This is a genomic window from Promicromonospora xylanilytica (genome assembly GCF_054782895.1).
In genome coordinates this window covers 37,850-59,173 of record NZ_BAAGRP010000074.1, presented here as the reverse complement: position 1 = coordinate 59,173, position 21,324 = coordinate 37,850, and the positions used below count along the sequence as shown (strand labels likewise).

General features: G+C 73.0%; 15 protein-coding genes and 1 riboswitch. Of the genes, 7 read left to right on the top strand and 8 right to left on the bottom strand.

The window, feature by feature from the left end; all coding sequences use genetic code 11:
• Positions 1-57: 57 nt before the first annotated feature.
• Both ispG and ACYVK7_RS23130 read right to left on the bottom strand, forming a co-directional pair.
• Complete coding sequence (gene ispG / locus ACYVK7_RS23135; protein WP_460890277.1) at positions 58-1,200, bottom strand: flavodoxin-dependent (E)-4-hydroxy-3-methylbut-2-enyl-diphosphate synthase; 1,143 nt, start codon at positions 1,198-1,200, stop codon at positions 58-60.
• A 72-nt stretch (positions 1,201-1,272) separates the two neighbouring features.
• On the bottom strand, positions 1,273-2,595 hold the full coding sequence (locus tag ACYVK7_RS23130) for a M50 family metallopeptidase (protein WP_460890077.1): 1,323 nt from the start codon (positions 2,593-2,595) through the stop codon (positions 1,273-1,275).
• Positions 2,596-2,734: 139 nt separating this feature from the next.
• On the opposite strand from ACYVK7_RS23130, the gene ACYVK7_RS23125 reads away from it, so the two are divergent.
• The gene (locus ACYVK7_RS23125; RefSeq protein WP_460890076.1) at positions 2,735-5,035 is read left to right on the top strand and encodes a hypothetical protein; all 2,301 of its coding nucleotides are present in this window, start codon (positions 2,735-2,737) and stop codon (positions 5,033-5,035) included.
• A 25-nt stretch (positions 5,036-5,060) separates the two neighbouring features.
• On the opposite strand, the gene ACYVK7_RS23120 is transcribed toward ACYVK7_RS23125, so the two are convergent.
• The gene (locus ACYVK7_RS23120; protein WP_460890075.1) at positions 5,061-6,044 is read right to left on the bottom strand and encodes an SDR family NAD(P)-dependent oxidoreductase; all 984 of its coding nucleotides are present in this window, start codon (positions 6,042-6,044) and stop codon (positions 5,061-5,063) included.
• Positions 6,045-6,074: 30 nt separating this feature from the next.
• Positions 6,075-7,103, bottom strand: a complete 1,029-nt coding sequence (locus tag ACYVK7_RS23115; RefSeq protein WP_460890074.1) for an aldo/keto reductase — start codon at positions 7,101-7,103, stop codon at positions 6,075-6,077.
• Between the two features lie 121 nt (positions 7,104-7,224).
• On the opposite strand from ACYVK7_RS23115, the gene ACYVK7_RS23110 reads away from it, so the two are divergent.
• The gene (locus tag ACYVK7_RS23110; protein ID WP_460890073.1) at positions 7,225-7,806 is read left to right on the top strand and encodes a TetR/AcrR family transcriptional regulator; all 582 of its coding nucleotides are present in this window, start codon (positions 7,225-7,227) and stop codon (positions 7,804-7,806) included.
• 7 nt (positions 7,807-7,813) lie between these two features.
• Positions 7,814-7,910, top strand: a riboswitch (TPP riboswitch).
• A complete protein-coding gene (thiD, locus tag ACYVK7_RS23105) occupies positions 7,900-8,796 on the top strand; it encodes a bifunctional hydroxymethylpyrimidine kinase/phosphomethylpyrimidine kinase (protein WP_460890072.1) in 897 nt (298 codons plus the stop codon). (Overlaps the previous riboswitch by 11 nt.)
• A gap of 108 nt (positions 8,797-8,904) precedes the next feature.
• Here the strand turns inward: thiD and dxr are convergent, their stop codons facing one another.
• On the bottom strand, positions 8,905-10,074 hold the full coding sequence (gene dxr, locus ACYVK7_RS23100; protein ID WP_460890071.1) for a 1-deoxy-D-xylulose-5-phosphate reductoisomerase: 1,170 nt from the start codon (positions 10,072-10,074) through the stop codon (positions 8,905-8,907).
• 12 nt (positions 10,075-10,086) lie between these two features.
• Complete coding sequence (locus ACYVK7_RS23095; protein ID WP_460890070.1) at positions 10,087-11,883, bottom strand: RyR domain-containing protein; 1,797 nt, start codon at positions 11,881-11,883, stop codon at positions 10,087-10,089.
• A 165-nt stretch (positions 11,884-12,048) separates the two neighbouring features.
• Here ACYVK7_RS23095 and ACYVK7_RS23090 point away from each other — a divergent pair, with 165 nt between their 5' ends.
• A complete protein-coding gene (locus tag ACYVK7_RS23090; RefSeq protein ID WP_460890069.1) occupies positions 12,049-15,099 on the top strand; it encodes a TIR domain-containing protein in 3,051 nt (1,016 codons plus the stop codon).
• A 76-nt stretch (positions 15,100-15,175) separates the two neighbouring features.
• On the opposite strand, the gene ACYVK7_RS23085 is transcribed toward ACYVK7_RS23090, so the two are convergent.
• Positions 15,176-15,880, bottom strand: coding sequence for a hypothetical protein (locus ACYVK7_RS23085; protein WP_460890068.1), 705 nt, complete (start codon positions 15,878-15,880; stop codon positions 15,176-15,178).
• 128 nt (positions 15,881-16,008) lie between these two features.
• Between ACYVK7_RS23085 and ACYVK7_RS23080 the strand changes: the two genes are divergently transcribed.
• Positions 16,009-18,159: a DEAD/DEAH box helicase gene (locus ACYVK7_RS23080; RefSeq protein WP_460890067.1), complete on the top strand. Its 2,151-nt coding sequence runs from the start codon at positions 16,009-16,011 to the stop codon at positions 18,157-18,159.
• 53 nt (positions 18,160-18,212) lie between these two features.
• Complete coding sequence (locus ACYVK7_RS23075; protein WP_460890066.1) at positions 18,213-19,496, top strand: DUF418 domain-containing protein; 1,284 nt, start codon at positions 18,213-18,215, stop codon at positions 19,494-19,496.
• A 13-nt stretch (positions 19,497-19,509) separates the two neighbouring features.
• Here the strand turns inward: ACYVK7_RS23075 and ACYVK7_RS23070 are convergent, their stop codons facing one another.
• Positions 19,510-19,803 carry a hypothetical protein gene (locus ACYVK7_RS23070; RefSeq protein ID WP_460890065.1) on the bottom strand — a complete coding sequence of 98 codons (294 nt, stop codon included), beginning with the start codon at positions 19,801-19,803 and terminating at the stop codon, positions 19,510-19,512.
• A gap of 142 nt (positions 19,804-19,945) precedes the next feature.
• Here ACYVK7_RS23070 and ACYVK7_RS23065 point away from each other — a divergent pair, with 142 nt between their 5' ends.
• Entirely contained in the window at positions 19,946-21,235 is a 1,290-nt protein-coding gene (locus ACYVK7_RS23065) for a hypothetical protein (RefSeq protein ID WP_460890064.1), read from the top strand.
• Positions 21,236-21,324 lie beyond the last annotated feature (89 nt).

The following is a 21,324-nucleotide window of genomic DNA, read 5'->3' as shown; positions in this document are numbered from 1 at the left end:
CTGCTCCGTTCGAATCAGACTCTTCGGTAGTCCCTGAGCCTGCTGCTCCGCTCCGGCTCAGCCCACCGAGACGACCGGGGGACCGGCCTGCACATCATTCTCCGGCGAAGGCATCGAGTCCGCGATCCGCATCGCCTCCTCGATGAGGGTCTCGACGATCATCGCCTCGGGGACGGTCTTGATGACCTCACCCTTGACGAAGATCTGGCCCTTGCCGTTGCCGGAGGCCACACCGAGGTCGGCCTCGCGTGCCTCGCCCGGGCCGTTCACGACACAGCCCATGACGGCGACGCGCAGCGGGACGGTCATGCCCTCGAGTCCCGCGGTGACCTTCTCGGCCAGCGTGTACACGTCCACCTGGGCGCGGCCGCAGGACGGGCAGGACACGATCTCGAGCTTACGCGGCCGCAGGTTGAGGCCCTGCAGGATCTGGTTGCCGACCTTGACCTCCTCCACCGGCGGGGCGGAGAGGGAGACGCGGATCGTGTCGCCGATGCCCCTGCTGAGCAGGGCGCCGAACGCGGTGGCCGACTTGATGGTGCCCTGGAACGCGGGCCCCGCCTCGGTGACACCCAGGTGCAGCGGCCAGTCGCCCCGCTCGGAGAGCAGCTCGTAGGCGCGGACCATGACGACGGGGTCGTTGTGCTTGACCGAGATCTTGAAGTCGTGGAAGTCGTGCTCCTCGAAGAGGCTCGCCTCCCACACGGCGGACTCCACGAGCGCCTCGGGCGTCGCCTTGCCGTACTTCTCCAGGATGCGCTTGTCCAGGGACCCGGCGTTGACGCCGATGCGCAGCGAGATCCCGGCGTCCTTCGCGGCCCGGGCGATCTCCTTGACCTGGTCGTCGAACTTGCGGATGTTGCCGGGGTTCACGCGGACGGCGGCACACCCGGCGTCGATCGCGGCGAACACGTACTTCGGCTGGAAGTGGATGTCCGCGATCACGGGGATCTGGGACTTCTTCGCGATGATCGGCAGCGCCTCGGCGTCGTCGGAGGTCGGGACGGCGACGCGAACGATGTCGCAGCCTGCCGTCGTGAGCTCCGCGATCTGCTGGAGGGTCGCGTTGATGTCGGTGGTGGGCGTGGTGGTCATGGACTGCACGCTCACGGGTGCGTCACCACCTACCTCCACCTTGCCGACCTTGATCTTCCGAGTCTTGCGGCGGGGGGCGAGGACCGGCGGAGGTGCTGCCGGCATGCCGAGGCTGATTGCGCTCACGGGTTCAGTATCCCTGCTTCCGAAGGTGCGATACGTACATCGTGTCGGGCATCACGTGATCCGCACCGGATCCACCAGGTCCGCCACGATGAGCACGCCACCCACCCCGAGCAGGATGAGGAAGACCACATAGGCGACGGGCGTCATGCGGGCGACGTCGGCCGGGCCGGGCAGCACCGCGGCCCCGCGCACCCGGGCGAGCGTACGCTTGCCGCCCTCGTAGAGGGCGTTGACCAGGTGTCCGCCGTCGAGCGGCAGGAGCGGGATCAGGTTGAAGGCGAACAGCGCGATGTTGAGGCTCGCGAGCAGGCTCAGGAAGAACATGACGCGGTCGAGGATCGCCTCGTCCAGGGCCATGATCTCGCCGCTGATCCGCGCGACGCCCACCATGGACTGCACGGAGTCCTGCGCGCGTTCCTCCGCGGTGAAGGCCTGGGTGGCGGCCTCGGCCACGCGGACCGGGAGGGTCGCCACCATGGTCAGGGTCTGCCAGGTCTGGTCGCCCACGGCGGGCAGCACGCTGGAGAGCGGCTGCGGCTCACGCTCCTGCAGCGGGGAGAAGCCCACGAACCCACCGGGCCGGACGACCGGATCGCCGTCGGCGCCGAGCACCGCCGCGCCCCGCTCGTCCACGACGGGCCGGTCGGCCCTGGCCGGGGTCACCTCGAGCGTGACGCGTTCGCCGTCGCGCAGCACCGCCACCTCGGACGTGCGGCCGGCGGAGTCGTTGATGAGACCGACGAGCTGCTGCCAGCTGTGCACCTCGGCACCGCCGAAGGCCACGATCTCGTCGCCCGGCTCCAGTCCGGCGGCGACGGCGGGCGCCGCCGGCTGTCCCTCGCAGTCGTCGCCGGAGGCCGTCGAGGTGACGGACGCCGGCACGCACTCCGAGAGCTGCGCCACCGTGGTGGAAACGGTCATCGCCCCGTACCCGACGAGGATCACGCCGATCAGCACGGTGGCGATCACGAGGTTCATGAACGGCCCGCCGAACATCACGATCAGCTTCTTGGGCGTCGAGAGGTTGTAGAAGGCGCGGTGCTCCTCACCGGGGCGCACCTCTGCGACGGAGGCGTCGCGGGCATCCGCGACGAGCTCGTTCCAGAAACCCTTGCCGCGCCGCGTACCGGCCGGCGCCGGCGGCATCATGCCGATCAGGCGCACGAACCCGCCCAGCGGGATCGCCTTGATGCCGTACTCGGTCTCGCCCTTGGTCCGTGACCAGAGGGTGGGCCCGAACCCGACGAAGTACTGGCTCACCCGTACGCCGAACTTCTTGGCGGGGATCATGTGGCCCAGCTCGTGCAGCCCCACGGAGACGATGACGCCCAGCAGGAGGACGAGCACACCAACGATGTGCGGAACGATGCTCACCGCACCGAGACTACGGCACCTCTCCGCACGCTCGGAAGGCCGCTCAGCTCTCCCCCGGGACGACCACCCGACGTTCACGCCCTTTCGAATTCATGGTGATTCGTTGAAACAACGGTTACTGATCATTAACCTAGCGCTCATGTCGGTTTCGTCCATCTCACGCGAGGCGCACGCCCACGGCCCCGCCGCCCTCACCGAGAGCCTCACGTCGATGTTCCAGACCGACGCCTGGCCCGCCGCCGACGGCGACTCCCGCGTCGCCAGACAGCTGCGGGACGTCGGCGTCGACGTCAGCGCGATCTGGGCGGCGTCCCGCTGGAACATGGGCGAGGACGGCGAGGCGCCGAACCGCCGCCACCCGCTGCCCGGCGACCCCCGCGGACCGCAGACCGCCGCCGCACTGACCGCCGTCGCCCACCTGCCCCGTGCCGCCGCCCTGCTCGGGGCCTACCTGTGGTCGCAGGCGAGCGACGCCCTGCAGTACACCTTTCGGCACGGCCGGATCATCGTGCCGCTCCGCGCCTTCGTCGAGACCTGGGCCACGTGCCGCGACCGCGCGCCCGACGACGTCTGCCGCGCGGAGGGCGACGCCGTCGCCGTGCTGCTGCGCACCCTGATCACCCAGATGCACACCTCCGCCGCACGCAGCGCGGGCGACCTCGGACGCGTGGCCGTCGCCGCCGACCAGGCCGGCGAACGATGCACCGACCTGCTCAGGGCCGCCCGCGCCATCCCGGACCCGGGCTCCCCGTTCCGCCTCGCACTCGTACCCCAGGCAGTGACCCGCATCCGGTACTTCCGCGCCCTGGCCGACGCCGCCCGCGCCGCCGACGCCGCCATGGCCGGCCACCCGGCACCGCTCGCCGCCGCCCTCGACGGTCTGCGCGCCGCCGAGACCGACCGGCACCTCAACTACATCCTGGCCAGCGAGCTGCGCTCCTACCGCATGCACCTCGCCGAGCTGCACCGCAGCCTCGACACGACCTGGCTCACGCTCGACCGCCTGCGCACCGTCTACATCTACCCGTTCGGGCTGCGCGACATCAGGCCCGCCGCCGCGGTGGCGGCGATCCGCACCCTCGCCGACCGCGACGAACGACCTCGGCTGCTCGGCGTCCAGGCCCTCGCGGTGCGCGGGCGGCTCAAGATGGACGACGTGTGGGCGAGCGTCGACCGGGCCGCGCGCCCCTACGGCGGCGTGTCCATCGCGATGCCGAACGTGCAGCTGGAGCAGCCCGACGGGTCGTTCATCGCCGAGCTGTCCTGCGACGTGCGGTTCACCGAGTTCGGCAACCACTACGTCCGGTTCCGCTACTCGGCCCGCGACCAGTCACCGCAGCAGGTCAGGGACGCCCGGTTCCGGCTCTCCAACCTGCACGCCGACATCCGGGTGCGCTGGACGACGCCGGACGGCATGGCCGTCGACGTCGACCACGGCGACGGGCCGCCGCCGGAGCGGCTGTTCGACCTTGCCGACCTGCTCCAGCGCGCCACCGCCGACCTGGTCCGGGAGGGCACCGAGATCGCCCAGGGCCGTGCGCACGTGGTCACGACCGTCTACGAGGCGAGCCGAGGACGCGGGCCGGCCGCGCCGGCGGCGGAACGCATACCGGTCAGGATGGGCGACGAGCTGCTGGCCGCGTTCGGCTCCCAGGTGCTGCTCCAGCCCGTCCCCTACGGCACCGCCACGCTCTGCGACTGGACGCTGCGCCAGCGCAACCCCGTGCTGCTGGAGGGCGTACGCCACCTGGGCGACGTCGTGGCCGTGGCCACCAACTCGACCACCGTCGCGCTGGTCGGCACCGCCCACTTCAAGATCTCCCAGTACGGCTCCCTCGCCGAGTTCGTCGCCAGCCTCAACGGACTGTTCAGCGCGTGGAACGCCACGCTCGCGGACCACCTGCGGATCGTCGCGGCCATGCTCGCCGACCACGACGTGAACAACGGCGCCGACCTCGCGGAGCGCAAGGAGCGCCTCACGCGCGAGCAGCTGCGGCTGCACGAGTTCGCCTCCGAGGTCCGCACCACGCTGACCACCATCACCTCGCCCACGTTCCTGGCCTCCGCGCTGGAGTCCAGGATGCTGCGCCAGCTGCTGCAGGCGTCCCACTTCGAGCAGCAGGCCGCCGTGGTCACGGAGCGCCTGCGCGAGCTGCTGCAGGAGCCGATCGCCGCGCGCCTGGCAGCCCTGGAGCGCCTGCACGGCGACCGGGAGCGGGCCGCCGAGGCGAGACGTGAGCGCGGACGCCGTCGCCTCATGGACGGCACGCTCTCGGCCATCACGGTGTTCGCCGGCGTCTACGCGCTGATCGGCACCGTCCAGGTCGCGCTGGACGCCGGGCTGCTCAACGGCATCCAGGCGGTCGCCGCGACGGCCCTGGTCACGGTGGGGGCCCTGGTGACGGGTATCGCGGTGTTCAACTGGACGAGGGGGCGGTAAGCAGCACGGCCCCAGCCCACGCCCACTACCCGGCCAGCAGCCGCTCGCTCAGCTCCCACAACCGCCGTGCGGACGCCGGGTCGATCGAGTGCGACACGACGTCGGCCGTGATCTCCTCCGGCGTGGGCGGCGGCTGGTCGTCGTCGAGCTGCGAGACGTCGCTGTTGTTCAGGTAGAGCCCCCCGATGCCCGCCAGCAGCGGGCTGGTCGCCCCGAACACGATGGTCGCGGCGCCCTGGGCCTCGGTCTTCTTGCCGCGCTCGGGGTCGATGACCGGCCGGCCGGCGTCGTCGATCAGGCCCTGGGCACGCTGCTCCTCGACGCCCACCGCGCTGTTGAACGACGTCGTGGCGATCACCCCCGGGTGGGCGGCGAAGGCACGGATCCCTTCTCCGGACCAGCGCCGGTCCAGCTCCACCGTGAACAGCACGTTGGCTGTCTTGGACTGGGCGTAGGCGAGGCCCGGGGCATAGCCGCCGCCCGTGAAGTTCGGGTCGTCCCAGAGGATGTCGGACATCCGCTGAGCCCCGGACGTCGTGTTGACCACCCGTGCGCCACCCGCGGCACGCAGCGCGGGGCGCAGGCCGAGGGTGAGCTGGAAGTGGCCCAGGTGGTTGGTCGCGAACTGCGCCTCGTAGCCGCGGGCGTCCCGCACGATCTCGGCCGGGGCCGGATAGCCGGCGTTGTTGATCAGGATGTGCAGCGGGCGCCCCGAGGCGAGGTAGCGCGCGACGAACGCGTCGATCGACCCCGGGTCCAGGAGGTCGAGCCGGCTGACCTCCACCCGCTCGATGCCCGCTACCGCCGCCGCGGCACGCTCCGTGTCGCGCGAGCCGACGACGACCGAGGCGCCGACGCCGCTCAGCGCCCGGGTCGCTACCAGGCCCAGTCCTGAGTGACCGCCGGTGACGATCACGTTCTTGCCGGTCAGATCGATGCCGGCCAGCACGTCCTCGACCGTCGAGGCCGCCGTGAACCCGGTTCCGATGGGCCGTTGCTCGTGTGTCATGAAAGTTCCTCCCGTGCGATGGCGTGCTGGTCAGGCCGCGGCACGCTGGTCGGCGGGCCGACGGCGCAGCGGGGCCTGCTGGATGGCGGGCGGGTCGTAGGCCATGTCGAGGCGGCCGACGTCGGTGCCCGGCGGGACGATCTCGTCGATCCGGTCGAGGATCTCGTCGGTCAGGGCCACGTCGACGCCCGCGAGCGCACTGTCGAGGTGTTCCATGGTGCGGGGGCCGATGATCGCGGACGTCACGCCCGGGTGGGCGATGGCGAACGCCATGGCGAGGTGGTTCAGGGGCACCCCCGCGTCCTGGGCGACGGGGACGAGCTGCTCGACGACGTCGAGGCGATGCTCGTCACGCAGGTGCTCGAACCCGTACCGGGCGCGGTGCGTGTCGTTGGCCTGCCCCTTGCGGTACCGGCCGGTGAGCAGGCCGCCGGCCAGCGGGCTCCAGACGAGGGTGCCCATGCCGTGCTGCTGGGCGACCGGGAGCACGTCGCGCTCGATCCCCCGGTTGAGGATGGAGTACGGCGGCTGCTCGGACCGGAAGCGCTCCAGCCCGCGCCGCTCGGCGACCCACTGCGCCTCGACGATGTCGGCGGCGGGCATGGACGACGATCCGATGGCACGCACCTTGCCCGAGTTGATCAGGTACGTCAGCGCCGCCAGCGTGTCCTCGACGTCCGTCTCGGGGTCCGGGCGGTGGATCTGGTAGAGGTCGATGTGGTCGGTGCCGAGCCGCCGCAGGGAGTTCTCGACCTCGGCGATGATCCAGCGGCGGGAGTTGCCGCGGTGGTTGGGGTCGTCGCTCATCGGCAGGTGCACCTTGGTGGCGAGCACCACGTCGTCGCGGCGGCCCTTGAGCGCCTTGCCCACGATCTCCTCGGACTCGCCGTGCGAGTACGCGTCGGCCGTGTCGATGAAGTTGATCCCGGCGTCGAGGGCCCGGTGGATGATCTTGACGGAGTCGTCGTGGTCGGCGTTCCCGACCGCGCCGAACATCATCGCGCCGAGTGCGTAGGGGCTGACCTTGATGCCGGTCCGCCCGAGGTTGCGGTACTGCATGCGTCCTCCTGGGGTCATGGTCTGGTGAGCGCACCGTCGATGCCGTAGTCTCGGAACTAAGTGGAACGCTCTTCCAGAACTATATGGAAAGGCATTCCGGATAGCAAGGGATGGGAGCGAAGTGACCCAGAACACAGCGCCGCGCGCACTGCGCGCCGACGCGCAACGCAACGTCGACGCCCTGCTCGACGCAGCAAAGGCCGTCTTCGGCACGTCGGGCGTCGATGCGCCGGCGAAGGAGATCGCCGACCTGGCCGGCGTCGGCGTCGGCACGCTGTACCGGCACTTCCCCAAGCGCTCCGACCTGGTCAAGGCCGTGTTCCAGCACGAGGTCGACGCCTGCGCCGACGCCGCCCCCGTCCTCGCCGAGCAGTACGCGCCGGTCGAGGCGCTCGAGCGGTGGCTCCACCGGTACACGGAGTTCCTGGCCACGAAGCGCGGGCTCGCCTCGGCCCTCCACTCGGGCGACAGCGCCTTCGACGCCCTGCCCGCCTACTTCCTCGGGCGGCTGGGCCCCGCGCTCGGCTCGCTGCTCGACGCCGCGGTCGAAGCGGGCGCCGTGCGCGCCGTGGCCAGCCCCAAGGACCTGCTGTACGCCGTCTCGAAGCTGTCCCTGCCCATGGCGGACGAGGGGCCGGACCACGGCCGCCGCATGCTCGACCTGCTGGTCGACGGACTTCAGCACGGGGCACGACCGGTCTAAGGTGGACCGACATGGCGCGGGGCGCCAGGGCGAGAGCCCGGCTGAGATGCACCCGTGAACCTGCTCTAGGTAATTCTAGCGAAGGAACGCCTCATGGGTCCCGATCCTGCCCTGCCCTCCGTCGTGCGCACCCGTGCGCCCGGCCACCCCGTCGTGGCGCTGACGATCGCCGGTTCCGACCCCTCGGGCGGAGCCGGCGTCCAGGCCGACCTGAAGACCTTCGCGGCCCTGGGTGGCTACGGCTGCGCGGTGCTCACGGGCCTGACGGCACAGTCCACGACCGGTGTGACCCGGGTGCTGCCCGTACCCGGCGACATGGTCACGGCGCAGCTCGAGACGCTGTTCGCCGACGTGGCGGTGGACGCGGTGAAGATCGGCATGACGTCGGACGCCGCCGTCGGCCGGGCGATCGCGGCGACCCTGCGCGCGCTGCGGTCCGCCGGCCCCGCGCCGTACGTGGTGCTCGACCCGGTGATGGTCTCGACCTCGGGCCACCGGCTGCTCGAACCCGACGCCGAGGCGGTGCTGCGCGACGAGCTGCTCCCCCTGGCCGACCTCGTCACGCCGAACCTGCCCGAGGCCGCCGTGCTGCTCGGCGTCGAGAAGGCGCGGGACGCCGTGGAGGCCGCCGACCAGGCCCGCACGCTGCTGAAGCTCGGGCCGCGGTACGCCCTGGTCAAGGGCGGGCACCTCGTCTCGGCCGAGTCGGTGGACCAGCTCGCCGGTCCCGGGCCGGACGTGGTCGCGCTGACGGCCCCGCGGGTGCCCACCCGGAACACGCACGGCACGGGCTGCACGCTCAGCTCGGCGTGCGCCGTGCTGCGCCCGCGGCACGACGGCTGGGAACCGGCGGTGCGCGCCGCCAAGGACTACCTGACCGGTGCGCTGCGGGCGGCGGACGACCTGGTGATCGGCGGCACCGGCACGGCGCCCGGACCGTGGAGCGGGCACGGCCCGGTCGACCACGGCTTCGCGGACCGGAGCGCCTGACCGGCCGCGCACGCCATGATCTGCGGGCCACGCCATGATCCGCGGCTGACCGCCTCGGACGCAGAAGATGGCGTGGCCTGCGGAAGATGGCGTGGCAGGACGGCCGCGTCAGGCCGACGTGAGGATCTCCCCCGCGCGCCGGCGCGCCCACGCGTCCGCCTCCAGGACGCCCTCGACCGAGCCCGCGTCGCCCGCGGCCGTCGTCGCGTGCTGCTCCACGACGGCAGCCACCGTGTCGACGATGTCGAGGAACCCGATGGCGCCGTCGTGGAACGCGTCCACGCACACCTCGTTCGCGGCGTTGTAGACGGCCGGGTGGGTGCCGGCGGCCTCGCCCACCTGGCGGGCCAGGCGGACGGCGGGGAAGGCGTCGTCGTCCAGGGGCAGGAACTCCCACGTGGCGGCCTTCGTCCAGTCGATCGCCACGTCGACGTCCGGCAGGCGGTCGGGCCAGGACAGGCCGAGCGCGATGGGCACGAGCATCCGCGGCGGGCCGGCCTGCGCGATGGTGGAGCCGTCGGCGAACTCGACCATCGAGTGGATCATCTGCTGCGGGTGCACCACGACGTCGATGGCGCTGAACGGCAGGTCGAAGAGCAGGTGCGCCTCGATCACCTCGAGGCCCTTGTTCACCAGGGTCGCCGAGTTGGTGGTGACCACACGCCCCATGGCGAAGTTGGGGTGCCGCAGAGCCTGTGCGGGCGTGACGTCGCGCAGCTCCGCCCGCGACATGCCACGAAACGGCCCGCCGCTGGCCGTCACGACCAGCCTGCGCACCTCCGACGGCGCGCCCGAGCGCAGCGACTGCGCGATGGCGGAGTGCTCCGAGTCGACCGGCACGATCTGCCCCTCGTGCCGCACGGCCGCCTTGACCAGCGCGCCACCGACCACGAGCGACTCCTTGTTCGCGAGCGCCAGCGTCGAGCCGGCGGCGAGCGCGGCGAGAGTGGGTCGCAGGCCGACCGACCCGGTGATGCCGTTGAGCACCACGTCGCTCCCCCGGCCGGCGAGCTCGGTCGCGGCGTCGGGTCCGGCGAGCACCTCGACGCCGTCGGCCCCCGCCTCGCCGAGCAGGGTGGTCAGTGCGGGGCGTGCGGCGGCGTCGGCCACGGCGACGGCGCGGACGCCGAGGTCCGCGGCCTGGCGGGCGAGCGCCGGCAGGTCCGAGCCCCCCGCGGACAATGCGTCCACCCGGAACCGGTCGGGGTTGCGCCCGATGACGTCGATGGCCTGTGTGCCGATGGAACCCGTTGAGCCGAGGAGGGTGACGCTTCGCATGGGCACATCCTGTCAGCCCTCGCCCGGCTGCTCGGCACGGCCCCTGCCGAACATCCGCCAGCCGCGGACCACTCCGCGCGGGTCGGGCACGGGGGCGTCGGCGGCCTCGAAGCCGGCGTCCTCGGCGAGCGGGACCACGTGCAGGCCGAAGTCCGCGAGGATCACCGGGATCGCGCGGATCGCCGCCCGGTCCTTCTCGCGGTCCGCCTCCGACAGGTCGGCCCAGGGACGCAGGTCCGGGTGCAGGCGGCGGGCGTCGTCGCGCTCGGGAGCGTAGGACCAGCCGTCGGCGAGCTTGTCCGCCATCCAGCGGTCGTGCTCGTCAACAGCCCGCGCGTCCACCATGGGTTCGGGGATGCGGCCGTGCTCGGTGTCGCCGGCGGGCGCGACGGTGCAGCCCATCTGGCGCAGCCGGTCCGGGATGGCGCGCACCTGGGCGCGGTTCGCGGCGCGCAGGTCGTCGGACAGGTCGGCCCAGGAGACCATGGCGGGGCTGCTCTCCCAGGCCACGCCGCGCGCCCGCTGGTTGCGCAGGTAGGTCAGGTGCGCGGAGACGGCCATCAGGTCGTAGACGTCGTCGTGCACCAGCGCGCCGGGCGCGGTCGCCTTGCGCAGCAGCGAGCCCGGTTCGACGACGTCGAGCCGCCCGCCGAGGTCGTCGAGGATCGCGCCGTCGTGGGTGCCGAACAGCCCGCCCAGCCCCGCGAGCCGGTTGAGCCGGAGCACCACCGCGCCCTCGCCGGCCCGCCAGAGGTCGCTGTCGCGGAGGGCGTTGCGGAGCGCATCGCCGTCGTCGTCGTGGCACACGTAGACGCGCTGGGGCGTGCCGAGGGCGCGCACCTCGGCGAACGTCTCCACCGGGACGAGCCGGCACGCCGAGCGCACGCTGGGCCAGCGGGTCCGCAGGGTGCGGGCGGCATCCTGCGCGCCGGGCCCGACCAGGGTCACGGTGAGCGGCTCTCCGCCGGACGCGATCTCGACGCTCCGCAGGCGGGCGAAGGCGACGACGAGCGCACGGCCGAACGTCCCGTGCCCGACCACCGAGATATGTGGGGCGTCGCCGCGGGCGGCCGTCTGGTCGCGCCGGGCCAGGGAGCGGGCGACCAGCTCGCCCAGCGTGAAGAAGTCCACCCCGGGCTGGGGGTGGCTCAGGTGGCGGGCCTGGAGGGCGAGCGCGAGCTCGGGATCGCTGACGTGCGCGTTCAGCCGCAGTCCGGGCACGTCGGGGGCCCGTTCCGCACGATTGGCCACCGCGACGGTGAGCACGTTGACGCCGGGCTCGTCGTCCTCGCTCTCGCAGGCGTACAGCACCGCAGCACCGGCCACCCCCGCGTTGCGCAGCGACTCGGCGTCGCCGGTGGCGGTCCGCGCCACGAGCGCTCCCCGGGCCGCGAGCGCCTCGGCGATGACGCCGGCGGCGGGCGTGCGGCCGACCACTATCGCGTGGCCGCGCATGCGGCGGGTGCGCATCAGCGTGAACTGGTCGGCGAACAAGGAGCGCACGGCCTCGAACACGGCGGAGCCGGTGGCGACCGGCGCGAGGAAGCGCGCGACCTGGAGCTGCCAGGGCAGGTCGCCGCCCTCGTTCGTGGCCTCGGCGCCGAGCACGAAGAGCTGCACGGTGTAGTAGACGACGTCCCACACGGTGGTGCCCCAGGCGAAGTCCGGGGAGGCGCGGTAGAGCCAGAAGCCCCACAGCCCCAGACCGAAGGCGACCCCGAACAGCGCGGCGAAGCCGGCGCGGACCCAGGACCGGCGTGCCAACGGCCTGCGGGAGCCGCCGCGGGGGACCACCAGCTCCGGTGCCATGTCGTGCCCTTCCTCGTGCGGCTCGCGACGTCCGACTCGCGCCCACGCATAACCGTGCAATGCACCCTAAAGGTCGTTAGCGTCTGACCTGCGGCGACACGACCCACCCGGGGATACGTTTCTCCGGTTCACCACCTTCGCCGAGGAAGGGACGCGGGTACGAGGATGACCAACCGGACAGGACGTGCCCTGCGCCCTGCCGGTAGAGCGCGCCGTGGCCCGCGGGGCTTCCGGTACGACGCCTTCCTGTCGTACAGCCGCGACTCCGACGGCGAGTTCGCGCCGGAGTTCCACCAGCAGCTGCTCGACTTCGACAAGCGCGACGACGTGCCCGACCTCAACATCTTTCTCGACCGGACCGGGCTGGCGAACAACTCCAGCCTGTGGGGCGCGATCGAACGCAATCTCGAGGACTCCGAGTACTTCATCCTGTTCGCCTCCGAGGGCGCCGCGAGCTCCAAGTACGTGGCCAAGGAGGTGGAGTGGTGGCTGGAGCACCGCGGGATCGACACGCTGCTGATCGCGATGACCAGCGGCAGGATCGTCTGGGACCAGACGGCGAACGAGATCGACACCATCAGCAGCACCGCACTGCCCGCGCCGCTCGCGGCGGGTCTCGACCACGAGCCCAAGTGGACCGACCTGACGCGGTTGCGCCAGCGCCGGTTCTGGCGGCACCACCCGGACCGTCCCACGGCGCTCGCCGAGCTCGTCGCCCCGCTGCGCGGGCCCGACGTCAGCACCGAGGAGATCCTGAGCTCCCACATCGCCCGCCAGAGCTCGGCGAGCATGCGGGGACGCCTGGTGAACCTCTCGCTCGGGGTCATGCTCGCGCTGTCGGTCGGCGCGTTCGCGTTCGCCGAGCGGGAGGCGGGCCGCGCGAACGACGCGATGAACGCCAACGCGGCGCACCTGCTCGGGGCGACGTCCCACGTGGTGCAGCAGGACGATCCCGCGACGGCGCAGCTGCTGGCGGTCGAGGCCGTCCGCAGGCTCCGCGACGGCCAGACCCGCACCGCCCTGTTCAACGCGGTCACGGCGAACGAGCCCGCCGACCCGTACCTGCTGCGCACCACGGACCTGACGGGGGACGCCGCGCTCGCCGACGTGGCGGCGACCGGTACCGGCGTCGTCGGCCGCACGGACACCGGAGACCTGGTGCGCTGGAACCCCGACGACGGCGCCCCGACCGTGCTGCACGGGGACCGCACCCCGTTCGCCCGGGTGACCGCCCGGGCGGACGGGGCGGCCGCCGGCCGCACGGTGGTGGCCGGGAGCGCTGACGGGGCGGTGGTCGCCGCGGTGGACGATCTCGGGGTGACGATCGGCCGGTTCGGCGAGCTGCCCGAGGGCAGCACCAGCCGGCAGACGCACCTCGACCTGGCGGGCACCACGGCGGTCGCCGTCACGCCGGACGGCGGCATGCTGATCGTCGCGTGGCACGACGCCGACACGGGGCGGAACCGGATCGGCAGCATCACCCTCGAGGGCCGGGACCTCTCCGTGCTGGAGTCCGAGGGCGACCCGCACCGCCCCGACGAGCAGGACCTGGCGTTCTACGGTCTGGCGGACACCGGCCTGTCGGTCACGTCCCTCGCCGTCGGTTCCAGCCGCACCCTGGCGGTGGCGGACGCCGCCGCGGGTGCCCTCGAGGTCCGCAGCCTTGACTCTCTCGCGCTGAGCGGCGCGGGGGCGGTGGACCTGCCGGCCGGTGCCGTGCCGTCGCCGTCCCTGCGGGACTGGGCGACCCTGCGTTCCGGGCCCGGCGGCACCACGGTGACCGTGCGCCACTGGGCCGACGGGTCGACGCGCACGGCGAGCTGCCCGGTGCCGCGCGCCTGGTCCCACCCGCGGGTGGTGGCGATCGACGACGACACGACCCGCGCCCTGCTCACGACCGACGGCGGGCTGGTCGCCTGCGAGATCCACAGCGGTCTGGGCGAGCACCGCACCTGGCACCTGTCGGGTGTCCCGGAGCCCGGCCCGCCGGTGCTGGTGGGCACGGAACGCGTCGTGGCGGCGGCGGGCGGTGGGATCGCCCTGTGGAGCACCGCCGGCACGGACGGCGACGCACCCCTGCCCGGCGCGGCCGGGACCGCGGCGGCCGCGCCACGGCCCGGCACCTCCGACAGGGCCGGGCCCACACCGGTGATCGCCACGTACCGGGGCGGGACGACCGGGTCGGCGGACGTCGCGATGTCCTGGTCGGACGGCACCGTCATGATCCAGGGTCTCGGCACGGTGACGCTGCCCGACGACAGCGAGGACGTGGGGCGGCCGCTCCTGCCGGTCTGGCTGGACGGCGACCGGCTGCTGCTCATCTCTCCGGAGGGCAACGCCTACCGGACCCAGGGCGGCACCGTCGCGGGGCACGAGGCCGGGTTCCGCGGCCTGGTGGTACCGGCCCTCGACGGGCGCGACCCGGACTGCGCCACGTTCGTGAGCGCCCAGCGCGCACAGGACCACATCCTGCTGGTCGACGCGTGCTCAGGCCTCTACCTGCTCGACGCGGGCCTCGAGGACAAGGCCCTGTACGTGCCTGGCCCGCTGGGCGACAACCCGCGGCTCGCCACCGAGTGGGACGAGCCAGGGCGGGTCGCCGTCACCGCCGACGGCAGCCGTGTCGCCGTCGCGCCACGCGACTTCGCGCTGCGCGTGGCCGACCTCGCCGCCGCCGCCGAGGGCGGCACGGACGTCTGGGCGGTGCGCGGCAGCGCCGTGGCCCAGGTGCACACGGTGGACGCGCAGCAGGCCGGGCTCACGCCGGGACCGGACCGGCTCGTGACGCTCGGCGTGGACGCGGCGGTGCGCCTGCGCAGCGTGGACGGGCACGACGACCCCGTGCGGCTCGATCTCAAGGGCAGCTACGGCGACGTCCTGGCCGTCCTGCCAGGACCGGACCTCGTGGCCCGGAACCAGGGCGCGGAGCTGGTGTTCTTCGACATCGGGACGGGCCAGCGGGTGGGCAGGCTCGCGACCCGTCTCTACGCTCCCGGCGGCACGGCCGCTGCGAACACCGTGTACGCCGACGACGGGCAGCTCGTCGTGGTGCAGGACCACGGCGTGACCACCGAGTGGAGCTTCTCGGACGACCAGATGATCGCCAGGGCCTGCGCGATGGCGGGCCGGGAACCGACCGTCGCGGACCTGCCCGCCGACGTGGGCCTCAGGGACGAGCCCACGTGCGGGCCGGCACTGCTGCCGGGACAGCCCTGACCGGGGCACGGGACAGTGCCCACGCCCCGGTCAGGGCTCGATACCGGTGCTGCTCGATACCGGTGCCCGTGACGGTTCAGGACTCGAGGCGCTTGGCCTCGGTCTCCGTCTCGTCGGCCTCCTCGTCGCGGCCCTCCTTGCGCAGCACGCTGGAGAGCGAGCGCATCGAGACGGCGGCGTCCGACTTCGCGAGGTCGGACGACGTCCCGCGGAGCTTGGCCCACAGGCCCATGGCCTCCTCGGCGACCTCGAGCACCTGCGAGCGCTCCTTGCCGCCGACGACGGACGTCGTGAACTTCTCGAGCGCGCCCTCGAGCACCGCGCGCTGCTTGGCGGGGTCGTCGTCGTCCAGGCTGCGGTACAGCTCGACGGCCTCCCCGACCAGCTTGGTGGTCGGCTTGTCCTGGTCCTTCGTGGCGGCCTGGCTGCCGAACGACAGCAGCGCCACGGCAAGCCGCGACACCGTGCTGCCGGCCTCGCCGGGCAGCTTCTCGGCGCCCGAGGCCACCAGCTCGTGCAGCCTGGCGGCCGTGCGCGTCTCGAGGTTCTCCTCGCGCTCCAGAGCCTCCTCCGGCTCCGGGGCCTTGTCCTGCTCAGCGCCCGCGACCTGCGCGGGACCCGTCACCTGCTCCGGGCTCGTCGCCTGGTCGGGTGCTGCCACCAGGTCCGTGTCGCGCTCGGCCACGTCCAGTGCCGTCTGCGACGCGCCCCCTGGCGTCGTCTCCCCTGCTGCGGTGGCCTGCGCCGCCTGTGCCTGCTGAGGCAGTGCGTCCGTGCTCACTCGTTCCTCCTGTCCACGGTGCGACGAAACTACCAGAACGGGCGTTCAGTCCGGTATGCACCGCAGCGGTGCACCGACGGCGTGTGCTGGTTCCCGGTCCGGGTCCGCACGCAGTACCGTCAGCCGCCATGGAGACCTGGTCCCGCGGCGCCGCCCGCGACCTCCTCGAGGAGGCCCGCACGCGGCACGCCCTCGGCACGGCCGCGCTGACCGAGCGCGGCGCCGCCCCGGAACGCGTGCGGGTCGCGTACCGCGCCGTGCGCGACGCCCGGGTGCTGGCGGAGCTCGCCGAGGTCCCCGTCGACCGGATCCGCGAGGTCAGCACCGGGCGCGTGCGGGTAGGGCCCGTCGAGTCCGCGGGGTTCCGCACGGTCGCCCACGTGCTGGGGGCGAGCACCCAGGAGCTCGACGCGATCGGGGGCGTCGGGCCCAAGACCGCCCGCCTGCTGCGCGAGGCCGCGCGGCAGATCTTCGACGCCGTGGACGAGTCGCTCACCTTCCGGATCGAGGCCGACCCGGCCGACCCGCTCGTCACCGATCTCGTGCGCGCCCTGCACACCCACGAGCAGGTCGCCCGGTTCTTCGACGCGTGGGGCGAGCGGGCCGACGTCGAGGTGCCGAGGCTCGCCCGGCTGGCCGAGACCGGAGCCCTGCGCGGCACCCTCGTGCGGCGGCTCTTCGCGGGCCGCGAGCGCACCGCCGCCGCGGACACGGCGCTGACCGCGCTCCGCGAGACCGTGGACGGGCTGGACTCCTCCGGGGTCACCGAGGCTCTGCGGCGCCTCGACCGGACGCTCACCGGCACCTCGGACGCAGAGGTCTGGCAGGACTACGAGGCCCGCGCGGCCGCCTACTACACCGCTCTGGGCGAGCTCGTCGACCTGGGCATCGACGTGGAGGCGGCGGAGGGCTACCTGCCGGAGGACGTGGTGGACCAGGTCACGGCCCAGGACCTGGACACCTCGCTCCTGACCGTGTCCCTGCGCGGGTACCAGGCGTTCGGCGCCCGGTACGCGCTGGTGCAGCGGCGCACCATCCTCGGCGACGAGATGGGGCTCGGCAAGACCGTCCAGGCCATCGCGGCGATGGCGCACCTCGCCGCCCGCGGCCGCAGGCACTTCCTCGTCGTCTGCCCGGCGAGCGTCGCCGCCAACTGGGCCAGGGAGGTGGCCGCGCACTCCCTGCTGCACCCCCGGGTGCTGCACGGCGACGACCGTGACGCCGGCATCCGCACCTGGATAGCCGACGGCGGAGTCGGCATCGTCACGTTCCCGCAGCTCGGGCACCTGCGCGCGGACGGGCTGCCCCGGCCCGCGCTGCTCGTGGTGGACGAGGCGCACTACGTGAAGAACCCTGCCGCCCAGCGCTCGGAGCGGACTGCGGACTGGGCCCGCTCGGCCGAGCGGGTGCTGTTCATGTCGGGCACGCCCATGGAGAACACCGTGGACGAGTTCCGCAACCTGGTGCACTACCTCAAGCCCGAGGTCGCCGCCTCGGTCGACCCGGCGGCCGGCCTGGCGGGTGCCGCGGCGTTCCGCCGGTCGGTGGCCACCGTGTACCTGCGGCGCAACCAGGAGGACGTGCTCACCGAGCTGCCCGAGCTGGTCCAGGTGGACGAGTGGGAGCGGTTCGGCAAGTACGACGGCGCCGCCTACCGGCGGGCCGTGCTCAAGCGGTCGTTCGCGGACATGCGGCGGGCCGCCTTCGCGCCGGCCCCCGAGCCGACGGCGAAGCTGGTGCGGCTGCGCGAGATCGTGGCCGAGGCGATGGACAACAACCGCAAGGTGGTCGTGTTCTCGTTCTTCCGGGACGTGATCGAGACGGTGCTGGCGGAGCTGGGCCCGCTCGCGATCGGGCCCATCACCGGCTCGGTGCCCGCCCGGCGGCGCCAGGAGCTGGTCGACGAGTTCACCCGGTCGCCGGAGCCGAAGGTGCTGGTCAGCCAGATCGAGGCCGGTGGAGTGGGGCTCAACATCCAGGCCGCCTCCGTGGTGATCCTCTGCGAGCCGCAGGTCAAGCCGACCGTCGAGGCGCAGGCCATCGCACGCGCGCACCGGATGGGCCAGGTCCGCACCGTGCAGGTCCACCGGCTGCTCGTCGAGAACAGCGTGGACGAGCGGCTCCTGGAGATCCTCGGCACCAAGGCGGAGCTGTTCGCCGAGTACGCGGGCCGCTCCACGGTGGCCGTGGCGCCGGGCGCCACCGACGTCGCCGACGCGGAGGTGGCACGCCGCATCGTCGAGGAGGAGCGCGCCCGCCTGGCGGAGCAGGCCGCGTAGGTCTCCGGCCCTCTTTGCTCGCGACCGGCCGCGTGGGCTGCTGAGATGGACCCATGCCCACCACAGCCCTGACCAGAGGGCCCGTCCAGGCCTCCGAGCGCTCGCCCGCGCCAGACCTCGCGCGCGGCTTCATGCTCCTGCTGATCGCCGTCGCGAACACGCCCTACTACCTGTGGGGTCGCGAGATGAACCCGTGGGCGTCGCACCCGGTCGACGGGTCCGCCCTCGACAAGACCGTCGACTTCCTCGTCATCGTGCTCGTCGACCTGCGGACCTACCCCATGTTCGCGTTCCTGTTCGGCTACGGGATGATGCAGCTCTTCAACCGCCAGGTGTCCTCGGGAACCCCCGAGGACGCCGCACGCAGGCTGCTGCAGCGGCGCAACTGGCTCCTGCTCGCGTTCGGGTTCGTGCACGCGGCACTGCTCTGGATGGGCGACGTGCTCGGCGCCTACGGCATCGCGGGCCTGCTCGTGGTGTGGCTCTTCTTCCAGGCCAAGGACGTGACGCTCATCGTCTGGACGTGGGTGCTCGGCGGCCTGCTGGCGATCGGCACGGTGTTCGCCGTGATCGGTGCCTGGTTCACCGCGCAGGTCCCGGCGGACGACCCCCTCGCGCGGTCGATCGTCGCCGACTTCGGCCCGACGACCGACTCGGTGGCCGCGACGTCGTACCTCGCATCGATCGGCGAGCGCCTCGGCTACTGGGTCCTCGGGTCGGTCGGCCAGGGGGTCCTCATGCTCGTGGTGCCGATGATGCTGCTGCTCGCGTTCTGGGCCGGACGCCGCCGCATCCTGGAGAACCCGGGCGAGCACCTGCCGCTGCTGCGCCGCGTGGCCGTCGTCGGCATCGCCATCGGCTGGCTGGGCCCGCTGCCGTCCGCGCTCGACCATGTCGGCGCCATCAGCATCCCCGACCACGCGGGCTGGGTCGTGCTGCCCGTCCAGATCCTGACGGGCTTCTTCGGCGGCCTGGGCTACGTGGCGCTGTTCGGCCTGCTGGGCCATCGGATCGCCCTGCGCCGCACCGGCACGCCGTCGAACGACCTGTTCGCCACGGACGGGCGGTTCGCCGGCGCGGTGCAGGCCGTCGGCAAGCGCTCGCTCACGTCCTACCTGCTCCAGTCGGTGCTGTGCGCGCCGGTCCTCGCCGCGTGGGGGCTCGGGCTCGGCGAGCACCTCACGTCGTCGACCATGCTGCTGTACGCCGTGGGCGTCTGGGCGCTCACCGTGGCCTTCGCCGTCTGGCAGGAGCGCACCGGGCGCCGCGGGCCGGCCGAGGTGCTGTTGCGCCGCCTGACCTACGGTCGGCCCCGGCCGGCTCCCGTGCGGGCCTGACGGGCGGGTCCTCCTACGCCGGGAACGAGTCCACGGCGTCGTCCTCGCCGTCACCGTCGGTGTCCACGGAGATCGTCCGCGTGCCACCGGCGGTCTCCACGACGACGTCGGGCCGCCCGTCACCGTCGGTGTCGTGCAGCTCGACGTCGGGCACGCCGTCGGCGTCGTAGTCCTCGAACTGGGCGTCCACCACGCCGTCGCCGTCGGTGTCAGCCACCTCGACGTCCGTGACGCCGTCGCCGTCGAGGTCGTACTCACCGGGCTTGTCGGCCAGGAACTCGGGCACGTGGTTCTCCTTGCTCGTCATCGCTGCTCTGGGGCGCACCGGGGTGCGTTCCCCGAATCATGCACCACGTGCGCCAGGGCCGGGGGCGACGGCAGCCGGCCGGACACCGAGATTTCACCTCTTTCCCCTCGCGGGTGAAATACCGGACGCATACATTCGGCACATGCTCATCCAGGTACGCGGGACCCGCCGCCGCGCCGCCCTGTTCGCCGCCACCGCCTGCGCGCTCGTCCTCGCCTCGGGGACGGCCGTCGCGGGAGCTGCACCGGACCCCGACGCGCGGTCCTGGGCCGTCGACCTCACCGACGTGGGCGCCGACGACGCCGGGGTGCGGCACCAGGCCGGGACGCTGCGCCTCGAGGGCGCCGGGGCGGGGGCTTCTGCGGGCGGCTCTGGGGGCGACTCGGGCCCGGACCAGGAGGTGTCGGCTCAGGAGGTGTCGGGCCAGCTCGTCGCCGAGCCGGAGGCCCTCGGCTCCCCCACGAGCGCCGTCTCGGCCGACGTCGACGCCACCGCACCGGAAGGCACGTCAGTGCTGGTCGACGTGCGCGGGCGGCTCACCGGCCAGGGACCTGACTCCTGGACCGAGTGGGTCCCCGCCGGCTCGGCGCTCCCGGTGCCGGCCGAGACGGTGCAGGCGCGGGTCACGCTGGTCGGCACCGGCGACGTGAGCCCTGCCGTGCGGGCGGTGACGCTCACGCCCTCGGCCCTCAGGTCTCGGTCGCTGCAGGAGGCAGAGGCCGCCCCGACGGCCGGCGAGGACTCGTACCGCGTCTTCGCCACCCGGGAGGGTCTGGTGGGCGGGACCACCGCGAACGGGCACGTGATCACGCCGCGGGACCACTTCGTGGCGCTGCCGTCGCGGCGCGGTCTGTCGGCGAAGGCCTCGGGGAGCTACTCGGTGCGGGTCTGCGCGGAGAGCACGGGGCGCTGCGCGTACGCGCCGGTCTGGGACGTGGGCCCGTGGAACACCACCGACGACTACTGGAACCCGGCGGGGACGCGGCAGTCCTGGGCGGACCTGCCGCAGGGCCGCCCGCAGGCTCAGGCCGCATATGAGGACGGTTACAACGGCGGGCTCGACGGGTTCGGCCGCCGGGTCGCCAACCCGGCGGGCATCGACCTCGGGGACGGCACCTTCTGGGACGGCGTCGGGCTCACCGACAACGCCTGGACCACCGTGACCTACCTCTGGACCGGCTCGGGCCCCCGGGGCATCGTCCGCACCAGCGGTGGGCCGCTGACCGTGCGTTCCGGCCCCAGCACCGCCCGCACCGCCGTCGGGCTGGCGGGCAACCACGCGAACGTGGTGATCGAGTGCACCGCACGCGGCACCACCGTCACGGGGACGTTCGGCACCAGCGACCTGTGGAACCGGATCGGCCCGGGCAACTGGGTGGCTGACGCCTACGTGAGCACCGGGTCGAACGCCCCGGTGGCGCCGGCCTGCTGACCCGGATCTTTCCTTCCGCACGCACGCCGGGTCGTGGCAGACTTCCGGCGGAACGTGCCGCGGGCACCCGGGGCGCGAGGCTCGACGGA